Here is a 17,865-nt window from a genome sequence, read left to right as displayed (position 1 = left end):
TTAAATATTCAGTTTTGCATTTTGTGTTTTAATAAGATCAAGGTATTCTTCTATATGAAATTCAGACGCCTTAAATCGATTTGTTCTATGTTTAGCCTGTTCTTGACGTTCAATACTCCTGGCAAAACGACGCACACTATCTTTATTAGTTAGTATCAACCCGGGAACGGGTGCATTATTACCTTGTTCATCCTTGGCAACCATAGTAAAATAGGATGAATTACAATGTTTTTGTTCTCCGGTTTGAATATTTTCAGACTCCACTCTCACACCTATAACCATTGAGGTTCTACCGGTATAATTTACAGAAGCTTTTAAGGTTACCAGTTCTCCAACCTCAATAGGATTTAAAAAATCGACTTTATTTACAGAAGCGGTTACACAATAATTTCTGGAATGTTTTGAAGCACAAGCAAAGGCAATTTGATCCATGAGTCCCAAAATAAACCCACCATGAATTTTACCACTAAAATTAGAGTGAGAAGGAAGCATTAATTGAGTTAAGGTAATCCTTGATTCTTTGATATCTTTAAACATATATTCCTGTTTTATTAATCATCATCTTCTTCTGCACGCTTTATAATAGCTTCAGGAAGTGCTTTTTTAGCTTTAGCTCCCATTTTTTTAAGTTTTTCAACACTATTAATAAGGTTTCCTTTGCCTTCAAAAAGTTTATTCATAGCAGCGTTGTAATCACTTTTGGTAGCGTCTATTTTTTTACCAACTCCGATTAAATCGGCCATTAGGCCTTCAAATTTATCATACAATGCACCTGCTTGTCTGGCTATTTCAATGGCGTTTTGTTGCTGTTTCTCATTATTCCACATACTGTCAATGGTACGTAAGGTAGCTAATAGCGTAGAAGGTGTTACAATGACTATATTTTTTTCAAATGCTCTGTTATAAATACTGTTGTCTTCATTCACTACAATGGCAAAGGCCGGTTCAATAGGAATAAACATTAGGACAAAATCTGGGGATTCAATGTCATATAAATCCTGATAATTTTTTTCAGAAAGTTGGTCTACATGTTTTCTGATAGAATTGACGTGTGCTTTTAAAAAGGGCGATTTATCGTCATCTTCAGCATTTACGAAGCGTTCGTAATCTGTTAACGATACTTTAGAGTCAATAATCATTTTTTTCTGATCAGGAAGATGTAAAACCACATCTGGTAAAACTCGCGAACCATCTGGTAAAGTAAAACTCTGTTGAACAAAATACTCTCTATCTTTTTCTAAACCCGATTTTTCTAAAACACGTTCTAAAACCAACTCGCCCCAATTCCCCTGCATTTTACTGTCGCCTTTTAAGGCTCTGGTAAGATTCGTGGTTTCTTTAGTCATTTGTTGATTAAGGTCTTTTAAGCCTAAAAGCTGCTCTTTTAAAGCAGAATGCATGCTGATACTTTCCTTTTGAGTGAGGTCAACTTTTTCTTCAAAGGTTTTTATTTTGTCTTGTAAAGGCGTTAAAATATTTTTGATATTCTCTTTATTCTGAAGGGTGAATTTTTCAGATTTTTCATCTAAAATCTTGGTAGCTAACAGTTCAAAGTCTTTTCTTAATTGTTCTTGCCTTAATTCAATTTCTTCATCTCTTTTTAAACTGAGTTGCTGTAAATTTTCAAATTCAGTATTTCTTATGGCAAGTTCAGATGTCAATAATTCTTTTTCACGACGAATCTCTTCACGGTTTTGCTCAACTTTGTTTATATTTTGCTTAAGTTCTTCATTTGTTAAATGCGTTTGATTTAACCGTTCTTTTAAGGAGCTCTGTTCGCTTTTACTTTTTAGTTTGCTAAAATAGGTACCTAAAAAGAATCCCAATACAGCAAAAATTAAAACGGCAAAAAATTGAATTATGAAGTCAGACATAAATAAGTATGAATTTTACCAAAGATAATTTTTTTAGTTTGAAGAATAAAGTTTTTAAAGCTGTAAACAGAACGGGTTTAATTTTATTTAATGACCCTGAAACTTCCTGTTTTTTGGTCAAAAGCAATTAAATCTTTTGGAAATAAATTATTAAAAACACCTTTTGAAATTAAATTACATGGCTGGTCTGAAATGACATGATCAGCTGTCATCACAATTATAGTGTCACATAACTGAATGGCTAAATCTATTTCATGTGAAGAAAACAAAATGGTCTTTTTTGTTTCCTGAGCTAACTTTTGTAATAATTTTAAAATGTAAGCTTTATGATACATGTCAAGATGCGTGGTAGGCTCATCTAAAATAATCAGATCTGTATCTTGTGCTAAGGCGCGGGCAATCATCGCTTTTTGTAACTGCCCATCACTTAATTCAAAGCAATTTTTATATTTTAAATTTTCAATATTAGTGAGCCTTAACGCTTCATTTACCTTGTCTATATCTTCACTGGTTAAGGAACCAACCCAATTAGTATAGGGCTGTCTTCCTAAAGCAACGAGTTCATAAACCGTTAAGTTTTTAGAGGGCATCGACTCTGTTAATACCAAGCTTAATACTTTAGCTAAATCAATAGCTTGGTATTCATGCATGTTTTTCCCATTTATATGAATGCTTCCAAGAAGTGGTTTTTGAACATTAGTTAATGTTCTTAAAAGTGTTGATTTACCTATGCCGTTGGCCCCAATTAACCCAATAAGTTCCCCTTGATGTAAGTTGATGTTAATATCAGAAGCAATAACAGTGCGCTCTTTTTTTGAAGAATAGCCAATAGATAATCCTTCAGTATTTAAAATGATATGTTTTTGAATATCTTTCATTCTTATAATCTAAAAAATCATTTTACGTTTCCTTACTAATAACCAAATAACTACAGGTGCTCCAATTAAAGAAGTGATGGCGTTAATAGGTAAAGTATAATCACTATTAGGTACTTGTGCAATGCTATCACAAATAAGCATGACAATGGCTCCAAACAAAAATACAGCTGGCAATAATATTTTATGATTAGAGGTGTTGAATATTTGTCGTGTCATATGTGGAATGGCCAGACCAATAAAAGCTATGGGTCCGGCAAAAGCCGTTATTGTTCCTGCTAACAAACTGGTCGCTATGATGATGGTCAACCTGCTTTTTTTGATATTTAACCCTAAACTTTTAGCATAGTTTTCTCCTAGCAGCAAAGAGTTTAAAGATTTTATGGAGCTAATACTTAAAATCATTCCTAAAAAATAGATGATAAAGAATATGTCTAGTTCATTCCAGGATAAATTTCCTAAACTACCAAATCCCCAGAAAATATATTGCTGCAATTGTTGAGCAGACCCAAAATAAGAAAGAACACTAACAATGGCAGCTGTAATACTTGAAAACATCAGACCTATAATAAGTATAGCCATGGTATCTCTTATTTTTATTGAGACCACCATTACGGACATTAATACTAAAAAACTACCCAGACTTGCAGCAATTACAATACTCCATTTTGAAATCATTAGTAAGGCAAAAACACCTCCAAACAGACTGGAACCTAAAATAATAAGCGCCACCCCTAAACTGGCACCAGAACTTATGCCTAATACAAAAGGACCGGCTAAGGGATTTCTGAATAAGGTTTGCATTAACAGTCCTGAAATACCTAGACCTGACCCAACCAGAATAGCTGTAAATGCTTTAGGAAGCCTATAATTTTGAATGATGTATTGCCAGGATTCCTTTTCAGTGGCAGCACCAATGATACTTTTCAAAATTTCCTTTAAAGGAATATAAACCGAGCCTAAACTAATATTTAAAATAAAACAAAACACCAGGACTAAAGCAAGAATGATAAATGAACGTTGATATGTTTTTGTCCTAATCAATTATTCTAATTTTTTAAAAAAATATGGTTCATAATTTTCCAACAATTCAGGATGACATATTTTGATCAAATCTTTAAGAACGATATCAGGTCTTGTCAATCCCAATTCATAATATAAAACACCTCCGGTTTTACCGGTAGTATTTGTAAATGAATAAACAGCTTTGTTCTGGTAAGCTTTAAACATCGTGTAATGTTCATTATTTATTTTAAGTGCCTCTAAACTACTATAATTTGATGGACTTAACCAAATATCAGCGTCTTGGGCTCTAGCAAAAACAGTTTCGAAATTCAGAGATAAACTTCCCGTTCCTTTTGTTTCTTTAAAAAGATAATTGGTGTTGGCATCTGCTAATAATTGTGCTTCAGTACTGAAACCGTTTGGTAAATACCAAATGTCATTATGCATGGCACCACTTAAAATAGTGGGTTGGTAGTTTACTTTTGCAGCCAGTTTTTTAGCCTCTAGATAGCTTTTTTCAATAGTATTAAAAATAGAATCAGCTTGTTTTTCTTTGCTATACAGAAATCCAAAAAATTTAATCCATTCAGCTTTGGCTAATGGCGAATTTTCTACCCAATCACCATTATAAATCACAGGAATATTTGATTTTTTAATAGTCTCAAAAGTTTTGTTGTCATTGTCAATTCCAAAACCAATAACGGCATCTGGTGATAATTCTAAAAGTACTTCCGTATTAATACTTTCATTTTTGCCTAAGTCTCTAACATTGCCATTATCAATCAACTCTCTGGTCTTTTCTGAGGATATATAATCAATTCCGGGAAACCCTACTAAAGTTTGTTCTTCCGTTAATAATTCTAATGAAGGAATATGTGTTGTTGATGTTACCACAATTTTTTTTACCGGGATACTTATAATGGCTTCAAAATCATTTTTATGGAATTGATTTTTTGAAATAATCTGTTGGGAAGCCAAAATATATTTATATGTTTTATCAGATTTGGGCCATGGATTTTTTATTTCTAAAACTTTATAATTACCATAATCTGTTATTGAAAAGCCTTTTGCATATTTTAAAACAATGGTTGTTTCTTGAACAGGTTCTTTTATATTCTTAGAGGTGTCGTTTTTACAACCTACAGAAAAAAATAAGATTAGCAAAATAAGGAATTGAGCAAAAGATTTTATGGAGGAATAATGTAACAATTGTAACGGATGCTTATTTAGTTTGTTAATACTTTTGAGTAAATTCATGGTCATGAGAGACAATTCAAATTTAACAATATATATAGTTGCCACCGTCATAATACTACATTTTTTAGTTGGCTTTATTTATTTGGTTTATAAAATGACAAAGAAAAAATAGCATTTTAGCTATCAAATAAAAGATAATATTTACTTTCGCCATGAAATTTGGTTTCATGCCTTTATTGAGGTATGAATTAAAAGGGAATCTGGTGAAAATCCAGAGCTGTTCCCGCAACTGTAATCTTAGTTCCCAAAAGGGAATGCTTAATGTTCAACTTCAAGTCACTGGAAATAATTTCCGGGAAGACCAATATTAAGACGAGAGTCAGGAGACCTGCCTTTTTCAAAACAAATAAGTCAAACTTTCGGGATAAAAGTTTACGTATGATTGGTCATACTACTCTCGAGTGATTAAAAAATGAAATGAACTACAAAGCGAAAGCATTTGGTATCTTGTTTTTAGGTGTAACAATGTTTGGTTATGCGCAAAAACAAATTGATTCTACAGAAGTGCAACAATTGGATGAAATTGTTGTAACCGATACAAAATTTAAACTAAAACGTGAAAATTCAGGGAAGGTGATCACTAAAATTACACAGGCCGTTTTAGAACATCAACAAGGTAAATCTATTGCAGAAATTATTAGTAATACCGCTGGCATTGAAATTAACGGAACCAAAAGTAATGCAGGCCAAAACTTAAATTATTACATAAGAGGAGGAAGAAACCGGCAGGTTTTAGTGTTGATTGACGGTGTTGCTTTAACAGATGCGTCACAAATAGCCAATGATTATGATTTACGCCTGTTAAATGCAGACCAAGTCGATAGTATTGAAATTTTAAAGGGAGCCTCCAGTACGCTTTATGGTTCCGGTGCAGCAACCGCAGTTATTAGCATTAAATTGAAAGAAGCCTCAAATAAACCGATATCCGCAAGTTTTAGAAGTGTTTTAGGCACGAATCAGTCTCAAAATAACCTGAATTATTATATTGAAGATTTTAGAAATTCAGTGTCGGTTAATGGTACTTTAAATAAATTCAGTTATTTGGCCAGTTTTGGAAATCAATACACAGGAGGTTTATCATCATTATCAGGAGGTATAGAACCAGATAAGGATGTTTATAATGCTATAAACGGTAATATTAAAATAGGTTATCAATTTTCAGAAACATTTAAAATTAACCTATATGGAAGTTTTGATGATTTTAAAGCTGATTTTGATGACACCTATTCTGAGCCTGAAATAGAGGATGTCTCTAAAACCAATCAATATCGTTTTGGATTATCTCCAGAATTCAAATATAAAAAGGGGAGTATCACTTTAAATGCTGCTTATAACAATACAATCCGTGAAATAAGCTCCAGTTATCCAGCCGTTTATAAAGCGGAAAGTGTCCTTGCAGATCTATTTAACAGATATCAATTTAATGATAAAGTCTATTCAGTTTTGGGTATAAACATTCAAGAGAACAGCATGGAAAGTTTTGCAATACCCTATGGAAGTACAAATTTAGAACAGAGTATAAATCCTGATATGGCCAAATTTACTTTGATTGATCCTTATGTGAATGTGGTTTATGTATCTGACTTTGGGTTAAATATTAATACAGGTGCACGCTTAAATAATCATTCTGAATATGGATCTAAATTGGTTTATAGTTTAAATCCTTCATATAAAAAAGACTTCGATTTTGGTTATATAAAAGGATTAGCTAGTTATAGTACGGCCTTTATTACACCATCATTATACCAATTGTTTGAACCAACTTATGGAAATAGTGATTTAAAACCTGAAGAAAATGCGACCTCTGAAGTTGGATTTGAAATTAGTATAAAGGATAAAGCTATTTTTAATCTTGTCTATTTTAATAGAAAGGAAACTAATTTTATTGCTTTTGTTGACCTAGGAAATTTCGTGTATCAGTACAAAAACATTGAGGATTCTTTTACGGCAATCGGACTAGAGTTTAATGCTGATTATAATTTTTCAAATCGATTCAAATTGACTAGTAATGCTACGTATACGCATGTTGAAGAAAATTTAAGTGTAAGAATTCCTGAGTTTAAGATAAATGCTTCCTTAATGTATGAATTGACAAAAAGGACTTTTATGAGTTTGTCTTATCAATTTAATGATAGCAGAAAAGATAGTGTTTATAATAGCACTACTTATGTGAATGATGAGATTCTCTTAAAAAGTTATAATCTATTTGATTTTTATATCAGTCATAAATTAATGAACCATAAAGTATTACTTTTTGCGAATGTAACTAATTTTTTTAACGAAGATTTTGAAGAATTATATGGCTATTCATCACGAGGTAGAAATGTAAATCTAGGATTGAATATTAATTTATAATTTGAAAATCAATGGCTAATAATTAAAATCAGCCATTGGAATGTTACTCTATTTAAAATGTATTTTATTAAGGATATCTTCAGGAATGTCTTTGTCTATAAGCATGTCATCACTAAAAGGGATAAAGCTATTGCTGTCTTTAATTAATTTTAAATCAATTCGAGGTCGAGATTGAATGGTTATCAATTTTCCTGAATTTTCAATGTGAGCAATGGCAGCCGCAAGAAGGGTTTCATTGACATCTCCTAAAATACCCAAGTTCAAATAACTTTCCTTAAGTTCAATATCCGGCGTTAATCCATTATAATAATCTGTATGTCCAACTTTATTCAAAGATTTAAGTATGAGAGGCTGCATCGCATAGGCATGGTTTGGATTAGCCCCATTACGTTCAAAATTATTGGAATCATATAATGTCCGTGATGCCTGATATTTTCCATAAGTAAAATCACCAATATGTATGACATCTATATAAGGGTCAAGACTATTGATTAACAATTCACTGGCAGAAGCAGAAGATCTGGTTGCTAAAACATAAACTTTAGAAAGATTTAAACTATTCAAAGCGGTTCCATTATAAGTATTCGTGAATCTATTAATAAGTAATTCAGGATTTTCATTTTGAATATGTGTTTGAAATTCACTATTCCATTGTTCCGTGCTAAAAACTTCTCCATTAAATTGACCAGTTATCATACTTGATAGCAGAATGGCAGAACTTACGCGACCACCTGGATTGTATCTTAAGTCCAGAATTAGATCTTTGACATTATTGGCTTTAAAATTGGCAAAAACATCATTAAGCTGGCTGTCATAATTTGCAGTAAAACCATTATACATTAAATAGCCAACATTATTTCCAGCAACATTGAAAATTTCCGTTCTATAAATAGGATTTTCGCTGTATTCTAATTTGTTAAGTGTTATTGATTCACTTCCTGAAATGACTACATCATCAGTTGTTTCAGGGGTGCCATTATCATTATAGGTTGCCTTGTTTATTGTGTAATTATCTGTTGATAATAGAGTACTATAATTAGTCATGGTTAAAACGGTTCCATTAACAGTATTAAATATATGCCCTCGTTTAATACCTTTAATGTCGGCATCACTGTTTGGTAATACCAATCTCACTATAGCCATGAGCTGGTTTGTGCTATTAGGTTCTAAAAAAATCTTATATTCCAAACCATTACTTTTGAAAACACCACTTAAAAATTGTTCTAATGCAATATAATCATTAACAATCCAACTGTGTCTATCAACGTCTTGTCTTTGATATATTAAACTTTCAAATAAATCTTCAGGTGCGGCATAGTCATTTAAATAATTGGCATACTCTTCGTTACTAGAAAAACGGTCATTTGCCAAATTAGGTATATTGTCTTTGTACAAGTAAAAAACATTCATTCCTTTCCAAACAAAATCACTGATTTCATTTGCTGAAATGGTATTATCATCATTATCTTCAAAACAACTTGTTATTGAGAGAGCTGCAATAAAGACAATAACTAAATGCTTTAAGATTTTCATGTTTTTATTTTATAATTTTAACTTATATTAAGCAAAAAACGATTCTAATTAGATTATTCTTTATGTTTTAATTTTATAAACATATTTTTTCCTAAAGGAGCGAAATCTTTTGAGTCTGCTATTTCTTCAAAATCAAATCCTAAAATCCTTTTCTCATTTTTAGTATCTTTAAATTTACTTGTTTTACCTGTTATTAAAGAAATAGCTTTCGCTAAAAAAGGTTCATTTACATCTCCTAAAACCCCTAACGCAGTTATGTTTTCGCCTTCAAAAACACTGCCCGATGCGGATTGATAAGTTATAGAGTAATCAGGAATAATTCCGTTGTAATAATCAGTAACGCCAATTGCATTTGTCGACTTAAAAACTAGTGGTTGCATGGCATATTTATGGCTTGGGTTGGCATTATCTTTACCAAAATTTGGAGAATCATATAATGTTACTGAAGCTGTATATTTACCAGTTGTTGTAGCACCTATTTGTACAACATCAATATATGGCTCTAGACAATTAATAACCAATTCACTTGCAGAAGCAGATCCTGAAGTAGTTAAAATATATACCTTATTTAATTTAAGCATTGTCATTGGTGAATTATCTAAAAGCTTATCGGTAAAACGATTAATAAGATACTCAGGGTTATTGGCTTCAAAATATTGTTGATATCGGTTATTCCATATTTCTCTGGAAAAAATTTTCCCAGTAAACTGACCTGTTATCATACCTGACAAAATGATAGCAGAGCTGACTACACCTCCTGGATTATATCTTAAATCTAAGACCAATTCTGTAATTGATTGAGACTTTAATTGGGATATGGCATCATTTAAGGCAGTATCAAAATTTGAAATAAATTGATTGTACATTAAGTAACCTACTTTTATTCCATCTGCATCAATAACTTTATTAATCAATATTGGGTTCTCAGTAAAACTGGTTTTAGTAAGTTCTACCGTTTTTCCATTTAGAGCAATAGTATTATTCGTTATATCTGCCATTCCTAAAGTGTAGGTATTGTTAGATCCAAATAACAAATCAAAATAATTATTAATTGTTAGTTGTTGACCATTAACACTAAGAAAAAAATCTCCTCTTCTTATATCTTTACTAGCCGCATCAGAATCTTTTGCAGTATATCTAACATAACCAAAAACATAATCAGATCCTGATATTCTCTCCAATCTAAAATCTAATCCACTAGAATTAGAGTTTCCTTGTAAGGAGTTTTCAAGTGCAATATAATCATCTACCAAGTAACTAAATTTATCTACAACACCCTTTTGGTATAATAACCCGTCAAATAGCCCTTCTGGTGTATTATAAGTATTTAAAAAGGTATAATATTCATCTTGATTTGAAAATTTATTATCAGCTAAGTTTGGAACGTCGCCTTGCCATAGGTAAATCTCATTTAACCCTTTCCAAATAAAATCATTAATTTCATTATTTAATGTTACGGGCTGTGGTTGTTCAATTATTTGAGGTTCATCTAATACATCATCTTCTTTTTTACTGCAATTAAACATTACAGAAATAGATAACAAACCAATTAGTAGTTTTAAGGATAATTTTTCGAGCTTCATAACGCTATTTTAATTTTTTAAACCATAAAAGTAATAGATTATTGTATTATTAAAATAATTTGTAACAAATTTAATTGTTATTCGTCGTAATATCAAACGCCTTAAAAAGCATTTTTTAAACAAACTATACCAAACCAAAAAAAGAAAATGACGCAGACAGAATTTTTAAATATTGTCATGCCTTTTAAAGATAAAGTGTTTCGTTTAGCAAAACGATTGTTAGTATCAACTGAAGAAGCGGAGGATGCAACACAAGAAGTTCTTATCAAACTATGGAATAACCAATCAAAGTTTGAAGAGTTTAAAAATGTTGAAGCCTTTTCAATGACCATGACAAAGAATTTTTGTTTAGATAAATTAAAATCAAAACAGGCTCAAAATTTAAAAATTGTACATAGCAACTATCAAGATCATAATATATCATTACAAAAAGATATAGAGAATAAAGATAGTTTAGATTGGGTAGGAAGAATTATAGCAGATTTGCCAGAACAACAAAAAATGGTAATACAATTAAGAGATATAGAACAATACGAATTAGATGAGATTAGTGAAATGCTGGATATGAATAATACAGCAGTAAGAGTAGCCTTATCTAGAGCAAGAAAAACAATACGTGAAAAATTAACTAATACACACAGTTATGGTATTAAATAATATAGAAAAATTACTTGAAAAGTATGAAAACGGAGAAACAACTCTAAAGGAAGAGCAACAGTTAAAAAACTATTTTTCTCAAGAAACTGTAGCGCCACATTTAGAAATGTATAAACCAATGTTCGCATATTTTAAAGTAAATCAAGAAGAGCAATTTACTAAAGACGTTCCATTAAAAACTAAACGTATTTTTAATTACAAATGGATTTCTGTCGCAGCAGTAGCAGTTCTTATGATAGGGTTTTATTTTAAGTCAAATACTCAAGATGATTTAGGTACTTATGATGACCCACAAATGGCTTACAACGAAGTAGTAAAATCGTTAGCCATGATCTCAACTCATTTTAATAAAGGTACTTCAACTGTAAATTACCTTAATGAAATGGATAAAGGCACCTCAACTATAGGTTACCTTAATGAAATTGAAAATACAAGAAACTTAATTTTTAAACCTAATAACCAATAATAACAATGAAAACTTTAAATAAAATAAAAACAAATACCATGAAAAATAAAATAGTAGTAATCGTAATGGCAATCATGTTAATGCCGGCATTATCAATGGCTCAAGATATTTTTGAGAGATATAATGATAATTCAGATGTGACTTATGTATCCATCAAACCAAAAATGTTTCAAATGATAGCAAAAATGGGTATCAATGTCGATGATCCTGAAGCAAAATCATTTATGGATATGGTAAACAGTATCACCAGTTTTAAAACTTTAGTGACAGATAACAAATCTATTTCAGCAGACATCACAAAATGGGTAAAGTCTCGTTCTGGTTCATTAGAAGAATTAATGGAAGTAAAAGATGATGGCTCTGAAGTGAAGTTTTATGTGAAAGAAGGAAAAGATTCAGACCATGTAAAAGAGCTGTTAATATACGTGAATGGTATAGATAAGGTCATGAAAGGACAAGGCGTTGAAATTAATGGTGAAAACCGAAAAATTGAAACGGTAGTGGTGTCTTTAACTGGAGATATTAACTTAAATGAAATCTCAAAGCTTACTGACAAAATGAATATTCCAGGTGGACAACACTTAGACAAAAAGAAATAAGAAATAATATAAAAACACTAATCAATCATGCAACGAATAGTTAAAAATTCAGTCTTCATCTTTATTACAGCTCTACTTTTAGTGAGCTGTAATAATGGTGCAAGTTTACAACGATATTATGTCGATAATCAAGAAACTCCAAACTTTACTTCAATTGATTTGCCAGTTTCTATTTTGAAAATGGATGAGTCTAAATTAACAGACAATCAAAAGGAAGCTTACAGTTCGGTAAAACGATTAAACTTTTTAGGCTATAGATTAGATAAAGATAATTTAGATGCTTTTAACACAGAATTAGGGAAAGTTAAAACTATTTTAAAAGACAAAAAATATAATGATCTGATGGAATTTAATGATAAAAATGCCAAAGTATCAGTGAAGTATTTAGGAAATGATGATACGGCCGATGAATTTATAGTCTTTGCTAGCTCTAATGAAATGGGATTTGGAATTGTTCGAGTACTAGGAGATAAGATGAGCCCTGAGAAAATGATGACTTTAGCTGATGCCATGAAAAATTCAAATATTGATGAGTCTCAGCTAGGAGGCATTATGGATTTCTTCAAAAAATAGATAATATCATAAAGTAATAAAAAAGGCCTGCAAACATTGCAAGCCTTTTTTGATTTATATAGATTAAATCTATTCCTTTTCTTCTTTTTTTTTTAAAACAGTAACAATTAAATTGGTTATAATTACAATAAAAAGAATAGTAAGCACCGTTTTAGTGATAAAATTATCTAAAATTTCCAGCACTCCCGAAACAAAAATACCAATGCCCAGTAGTCCACAAAGAAATATAGATTGTTTATCAGTCAACATAAATTAAATTCCAGTATAATTAATTGGTGTAATACGGTTTAATTCTTCTTTTATTGCCTTTGACACGTCTAAAGTATCAATAAAATCAGAAATGGATGTTTGATTTATTCTTTCATTGGTTCTGGTTAAGCCTTTCAGTGCTTCATAAGGATTAGGATACCCTTCTCTTCTCAAGATGGTTTGAATAGCCTCAGCAACAACGGCCCAGTTATTTTCTAAATCTTCTGCGAACTTAGATTCGTTCAATAATAATTTATCCAATCCTTTTAAAGTAGATTTAAAACTAATTAAAGTATGGCCAAAGGGGACACCAATATTTCTTAAAACCGTACTATCGGTTAAATCCCTTTGTAATCTAGATACTGGGAGTTTGGCTGATAAATGCTCAAAAAGCGCATTAGCGATGCCTAAGTTGCCTTCACTATTTTCAAAATCAATCGGATTTACCTTGTGCGGCATAGCAGAACTTCCAACTTCACCTGCTTTAATACGTTGCTTAAAGTAATCCATTGATACATAAGTCCATATGTCACGATTTAAATCAATAAGAATGGTATTAATACGCTTTAAATTATCAAATAAAGCCGCTATATGATCATAATGCTCGATTTGAGTGGTTGGAAATGAATGATGCAATCCTAACTTAGTATTTAAAAAGGCGGTTCCAAAAGCTTTCCAGTCAATAGTTGGATAAGCCACATGATGCGCATTGTAATTTCCAGTGGCACCTCCAAATTTCGCAGCGTTCGGTATATTTTTAAGAGTATTGAATTGTTGTTCTAGTCTCACTACAAAAACTTCAATTTCCTTACCTAAACGTGTTGGGGAAGCCGGTTGTCCATGTGTTCTTGCAAGCATCGAGATGTTGGCCCAGTCACTTGATAGTATTTTTAATTTTTCATATACATAACTGTATTCTGGAATATAGACCTTTTCAATAGCCTCTTTAATGCTTAATGGAATAGCAGTATTATTAATATCTTGTGAAGTGAGCCCAAAATGTATAAATTCTTTGAAATCAGATAAACCTAATATATCAAATTTTTCTTTTATAAAATATTCAACAGCCTTAACATCATGATTGGTTACACTTTCAATTTTTTTAATCGCCAAGGCATCTTCAGTAGAAAATTTTTGGTAAATAGCTCGTAAATCTCCAAAAACTCTATTAGAAACCGTTTTAAGCTGAGGTAATGGGATTTCGCAAAGCGCTATGAAATATTCAATTTCAACTAAAACACGATATTTTATAAGTGCTTCTTCTGAAAAATAGGCAGCTAAATCCTTAACTTTATTTCTATATCTTCCATCAATTGGAGAGATGGCATTTAGTTCTGATAATGACATGCGTTGTTGCTTTTAACAAGAATTTGCAAAGATAGGTATTTGTATATCGAATACCGAATTAGAGTTTATGAATTTTTGCTCAGTATTTTATTGGTTAGAATGGTTATCTTAGTATAAAAATATTTATTTATGAAATCATTAAACTTTATTTTCATTTTATTTCTGTCTCAAATTGTATGCTCACAGGTTTATAAATCTTCTGAACCTTTAGCACATACTTATTCCATAGTGGCAAGAGATTCAGTAACGGGAAATATTGGTGTAGCAGTACAGTCTCATTGGTTTAGTGTGGGAAGTGTTGTGACTTATGGCAAAGCAGGAGTAGGTGTAGTCGCTACTCAATCATTCGTAAATCCCAGTTACGGCTCAAAAGGTTTAGCTTTAATGGAACAAGGGCTGTCACCGCAACAGGCATTAGACGCGTTATTAGCTACTGATAATGGTGAAATGTTTAGGCAGGTCGCTTTTTTGAGCACAAAAGGAGAGGTGGCCACACATACGGGTAGTTCTTGTATTGAAGCAGCCGGTCACAGACAAGGTAAAAACTTTTCAGTTCAGGCTAACATGATGCTCAATAATACCGTTTGGGATGCAATGGCCAGGGCTTTTGAAACAACGAAGGGAGATTTAAGTGATAGAATGATAGCTGCTTTAAAAGCGGCACAAGCTGAAAAGGGAGATATTAGAGGAAGCCAATCAGCAGCTATTTTAATAGTAAAGGGTACAGCAACAGAAAATTCTTGGGAAGATGTTGTGATGGATTTGAGAGTTGAAGATCATGCCAACCCTGTGCAAGAACTGGAGCGGTTAGTAAAAGTGCAAAAGGCATATGATTTTATGAATAAAGGAGATTTAGCAATGGAAGCAGGAGATTCCAAAATGGCAGAAAGTTTATATTTAAGTGCGCAAAATTTGTTTCCTGAAAATTTAGAAATGAAATATTGGTATGCCATCAACTTATTGAATAATAAGGAATTTGACAAAGCGCATCCTATTTTAAAGAGTATTTTTGAACAAGATATGAATTGGAAAACTTTAACCTCAAGAATCGTAAAAAACAAACTACTTATAATTTCAGATGAAGAATTAAGTAAGGTAATGAAGTTATAAGGGTATTACTTTGCTTTGATCTTTTTTAAAATATGTTTGGCTCTGGCTTTATATCCAGCACTTTGACCGGTATAATCTTGCTCTAATATTTGAGCAAGTTCCTGATGAATCCATTTATTGTCTTTTCCGAAAAGATATAAGGTATTCATGCAATAGGCTTTTACAGCTATTTTTTGATTGGTTATCATCCAGTCAAAACAAGTCTCAATAATATACTCTTTGTGCTTTGGTAAAAGCATCGACTTAATGGGGTTAGGTTCTTTTGAATAGTTTGCTTTTGCCAGAAACTCACACACTTTAGCAACTGGTCTAACGGCAGAATCAAAATGAACTTTATGTATATTCTTTGTAAACACCTCTAAATAGGGTACAATGCAATAAAGATATTCAGAACATACATATTCAAAAACCCAGGCCGCTTTGCAGGAAACCTTATCATCTGTCATAAACATAACAGTAATTAGCTTAGGTAATAAGTTTAAATCGTCTAAAATTATTTTGGCATATTTTAATCTGTTTGCTCGTAATGCATTTACATAGCTTAACTCTTTATGTAATTGTTCTAAAGTCATTAAATAATTTGTTAATTTAGGGTTTTAAAATTACCTAAAATGAAAACGATAAAAAAAATCCTTTTAGCTTTATTAGTGTTATTAGTGATTGCTCAATTTTTTGGTCCTGAAAAAAACCAAGGAGAATTAGCTTCAATCGAGCCGTTTTTAGAAGAAACCAATCCGCCTGAAAATGTTAAAATGATTTTGAAAGAAAGTTGTTATGACTGTCATAGTAATTTTACACGTTATCCTTGGTATAATAATATTACACCAGTAAATTATTGGTTAGCTGAGCATGTGAATGATGGGAAAAAGCATTTTAATGCCTCAAATTGGGTAGGTAATTCTGTAAAACGTAAAGATCATAAAATGGAAGATCTTATTGAAATGGTTGAAAAGAAATATATGCCTATAGAGTCTTATACTGTAATACATCAAGAAGCAAAATTATCTGATGCTCAAATAAAAGCATTTGTTGATTGGGCAAAACAAGTAAGATTGAAATATAGTTTAGAACCTAAACCGGAATAAATCACTGAAATTTTCAGTGTTTGATTAAATATCTTCTATGACAAAACATGTGTTAATTATTGGCTTTGTTTGGCCAGAACCTAAAAGTTCAGCAGCTGGAAGCCGAATGATGCAGTTAATAGAAGCTTTTCAATCTTTTAATTATAAAATAACCTTTGCCAGTGCCTGTGCAAAACAGGATCATGCATTTGATTTAAATCTTCTTGATATTCAGCAAGTTTTTATTCAATTAAATAGCGCAAGTTTTGATGAATTTTTAAAAGAATTAAACCCAGATATTGTTGTATTTGACCGTTTTATGGTTGAAGAACAATTTGGTTGGCGTGTTTCAGAACATTGCCCTGAAGCCTTAAAAGTATTAGATACAGAAGATTTACATTGTTTGCGAAAGGGTAGGGAACTGGCACTTAAAGATAAAGCACTCTTTGACAAGTCGTATTTGTTCAATGAGGTCTCAAAACGCGAAATTGCAAGTATTTATAGATGTGATTTAAGTCTCATAATTTCTGAAGAAGAGATTGAAATATTAAAAAATCAATTTAAAGTAAGTGAACACCTTTTGTATTATTTACCATTTTTAACGGATAGTATTTCAGCAGATATAAAGAAGAAATTACCTAAAATAAAAGAAAGAGAACACTTTATCTCTGTTGGTAACTTTATACATGCCCCAAATTATGACGCCTTATTATTTTTAAAGTATGAGATATGGCCATTAATTAGAAAAAAACTACCACAAGCAGAAATGCATGTGTATGGTGCGTATGCTTCTGAAAAAGTCAATCAGCTTAACAATAAAAAAGAAGGATTTTTAATAAAAGGATATGTAGATGATGTCAATCAAGTGATGAAATATGCTAAAGTTTGTTTAGCTCCTTTGCGGTTTGGTGCCGGGTTGAAAGGGAAACTGATAGATGCCATGTTAAATGGAACACCTTGTGTGATGACAACTATTGCGGCTGAAGGTATGTTTGGAGGTTTTGAAGCTAATGGTTTTATAGTTGATGATCCTCAAAAATTTGCAGATAAGGCTATAGAACTGTACACCGATAAGATTTTCTGGAATGGAAAACAAAAGAACGGATTTGTTGTGATGAATGCGCGTTTTGATAAGCGTCTTTTTATTTCAGATTTCATGTATAAAATGAACGCCATTCATACTAACATTAATGCCCATCGTTTGGATAATTTTACTGGTCAGATGCTACAACAACAAACTTTGCAAAGTACTAAATATATGAGTAAATGGATTGAATTAAAAAATTCAATTAAAACCTAAAATTTATTAAATTTTATG

Annotated in this window: 18 protein-coding genes and 1 riboswitch; of the genes, 8 read left to right on the top strand and 10 right to left on the bottom strand. The window is 31.5% G+C overall.

The genetic code is table 11. From position 1 onward, the window contains the following. The 5 genes from V8G56_RS13835 to V8G56_RS13815 form a co-directional block, all read right to left on the bottom strand. Complete coding sequence (locus V8G56_RS13835) at positions 1-537, bottom strand: acyl-CoA thioesterase (RefSeq protein ID WP_395439052.1); 537 nt, start codon at positions 535-537, stop codon at positions 1-3. Between the two features lie 14 nt (positions 538-551). Further along, positions 552-1,874, bottom strand: coding sequence for a DNA recombination protein RmuC (locus V8G56_RS13830; RefSeq protein ID WP_395439051.1), 1,323 nt, complete (start codon positions 1,872-1,874; stop codon positions 552-554). Between the two features lie 83 nt (positions 1,875-1,957). Beyond that, positions 1,958-2,752, bottom strand: coding sequence for an ABC transporter ATP-binding protein (locus tag V8G56_RS13825; RefSeq protein WP_395439050.1), 795 nt, complete (start codon positions 2,750-2,752; stop codon positions 1,958-1,960). Positions 2,753-2,761: 9 nt separating this feature from the next. Next, positions 2,762-3,793, bottom strand: a complete 1,032-nt coding sequence (locus tag V8G56_RS13820) for a FecCD family ABC transporter permease (protein ID WP_395439049.1) — start codon at positions 3,791-3,793, stop codon at positions 2,762-2,764. Then, the gene (locus V8G56_RS13815; protein WP_395439048.1) at positions 3,794-5,062 is read right to left on the bottom strand and encodes an ABC transporter substrate-binding protein; all 1,269 of its coding nucleotides are present in this window, start codon (positions 5,060-5,062) and stop codon (positions 3,794-3,796) included. It abuts the gene before it with no gap. 92 nt (positions 5,063-5,154) lie between these two features. Further along, positions 5,155-5,361, top strand: a riboswitch (cobalamin riboswitch). Positions 5,362-5,428: 67 nt separating this feature from the next. On the opposite strand from V8G56_RS13815, the gene V8G56_RS13810 reads away from it, so the two are divergent. Beyond that, complete coding sequence (locus tag V8G56_RS13810; RefSeq protein WP_395439047.1) at positions 5,429-7,366, top strand: TonB-dependent receptor plug domain-containing protein; 1,938 nt, start codon at positions 5,429-5,431, stop codon at positions 7,364-7,366. Between the two features lie 48 nt (positions 7,367-7,414). On the opposite strand, the gene V8G56_RS13805 is transcribed toward V8G56_RS13810, so the two are convergent. Together V8G56_RS13805 and V8G56_RS13800 are read right to left on the bottom strand one after the other, a co-directional pair. After that, the gene (locus tag V8G56_RS13805) at positions 7,415-8,899 is read right to left on the bottom strand and encodes a S41 family peptidase (protein WP_395439046.1); all 1,485 of its coding nucleotides are present in this window, start codon (positions 8,897-8,899) and stop codon (positions 7,415-7,417) included. A 53-nt stretch (positions 8,900-8,952) separates the two neighbouring features. Next, on the bottom strand, positions 8,953-10,482 hold the full coding sequence (locus V8G56_RS13800) for a S41 family peptidase (protein ID WP_395439045.1): 1,530 nt from the start codon (positions 10,480-10,482) through the stop codon (positions 8,953-8,955). 147 nt (positions 10,483-10,629) lie between these two features. On the opposite strand from V8G56_RS13800, the gene V8G56_RS13795 reads away from it, so the two are divergent. Genes V8G56_RS13795 through V8G56_RS13780 form a run of 4 tightly spaced genes read left to right on the top strand, consistent with a single transcriptional unit; the run spans position 10,630 to position 12,777 of the window. After that, positions 10,630-11,139: an RNA polymerase sigma factor gene (locus V8G56_RS13795; protein WP_395439044.1), complete on the top strand. Its 510-nt coding sequence runs from the start codon at positions 10,630-10,632 to the stop codon at positions 11,137-11,139. Continuing rightward, positions 11,126-11,605, top strand: a complete 480-nt coding sequence (locus tag V8G56_RS13790; RefSeq protein ID WP_395439043.1) for a hypothetical protein — start codon at positions 11,126-11,128, stop codon at positions 11,603-11,605. Before V8G56_RS13795 ends, V8G56_RS13790 begins: the two co-directional genes overlap by 14 nt. A gap of 38 nt (positions 11,606-11,643) precedes the next feature. After that, positions 11,644-12,204 (top strand): DUF4252 domain-containing protein, encoded by a 561-nt coding sequence (locus V8G56_RS13785; protein ID WP_395439042.1) that lies wholly within the window; start codon positions 11,644-11,646, stop codon positions 12,202-12,204. A gap of 27 nt (positions 12,205-12,231) precedes the next feature. Continuing rightward, positions 12,232-12,777, top strand: coding sequence for a DUF4252 domain-containing protein (locus V8G56_RS13780; RefSeq protein ID WP_395439041.1), 546 nt, complete (start codon positions 12,232-12,234; stop codon positions 12,775-12,777). Between the two features lie 69 nt (positions 12,778-12,846). Here the strand turns inward: V8G56_RS13780 and V8G56_RS13775 are convergent, their stop codons facing one another. After that, positions 12,847-13,026, bottom strand: coding sequence for a hypothetical protein (locus V8G56_RS13775; RefSeq protein WP_395439040.1), 180 nt, complete (start codon positions 13,024-13,026; stop codon positions 12,847-12,849). A 3-nt stretch (positions 13,027-13,029) separates the two neighbouring features. Beyond that, on the bottom strand, positions 13,030-14,373 hold the full coding sequence (purB, locus tag V8G56_RS13770) for an adenylosuccinate lyase (protein ID WP_395439039.1): 1,344 nt from the start codon (positions 14,371-14,373) through the stop codon (positions 13,030-13,032). Positions 14,374-14,502: 129 nt separating this feature from the next. Between purB and V8G56_RS13765 the strand changes: the two genes are divergently transcribed. Continuing rightward, the gene (locus V8G56_RS13765) at positions 14,503-15,483 is read left to right on the top strand and encodes a DUF1028 domain-containing protein (RefSeq protein WP_395439038.1); all 981 of its coding nucleotides are present in this window, start codon (positions 14,503-14,505) and stop codon (positions 15,481-15,483) included. 5 nt (positions 15,484-15,488) lie between these two features. On the opposite strand, the gene V8G56_RS13760 is transcribed toward V8G56_RS13765, so the two are convergent. Next, complete coding sequence (locus V8G56_RS13760; RefSeq protein ID WP_395439037.1) at positions 15,489-16,055, bottom strand: adenylosuccinate lyase; 567 nt, start codon at positions 16,053-16,055, stop codon at positions 15,489-15,491. Positions 16,056-16,094: 39 nt separating this feature from the next. On the opposite strand from V8G56_RS13760, the gene V8G56_RS13755 reads away from it, so the two are divergent. Then, positions 16,095-16,568 (top strand): heme-binding domain-containing protein, encoded by a 474-nt coding sequence (locus tag V8G56_RS13755; protein WP_395439036.1) that lies wholly within the window; start codon positions 16,095-16,097, stop codon positions 16,566-16,568. Positions 16,569-16,605: 37 nt separating this feature from the next. Beyond that, positions 16,606-17,847, top strand: a complete 1,242-nt coding sequence (locus tag V8G56_RS13750; protein ID WP_395439035.1) for a glycosyltransferase — start codon at positions 16,606-16,608, stop codon at positions 17,845-17,847. Positions 17,848-17,865 lie beyond the last annotated feature (18 nt).

The sequence above is a fragment of the Gaetbulibacter aquiaggeris genome (assembly GCF_044003965.1).
Lineage (GTDB): Bacteria > Bacteroidota > Bacteroidia > Flavobacteriales > Flavobacteriaceae > Yeosuana > Yeosuana aquiaggeris.
The sequence above is the reverse complement of the archived record's forward strand: the minus strand, read 5'-3'. Positions and strand labels throughout refer to the sequence as shown.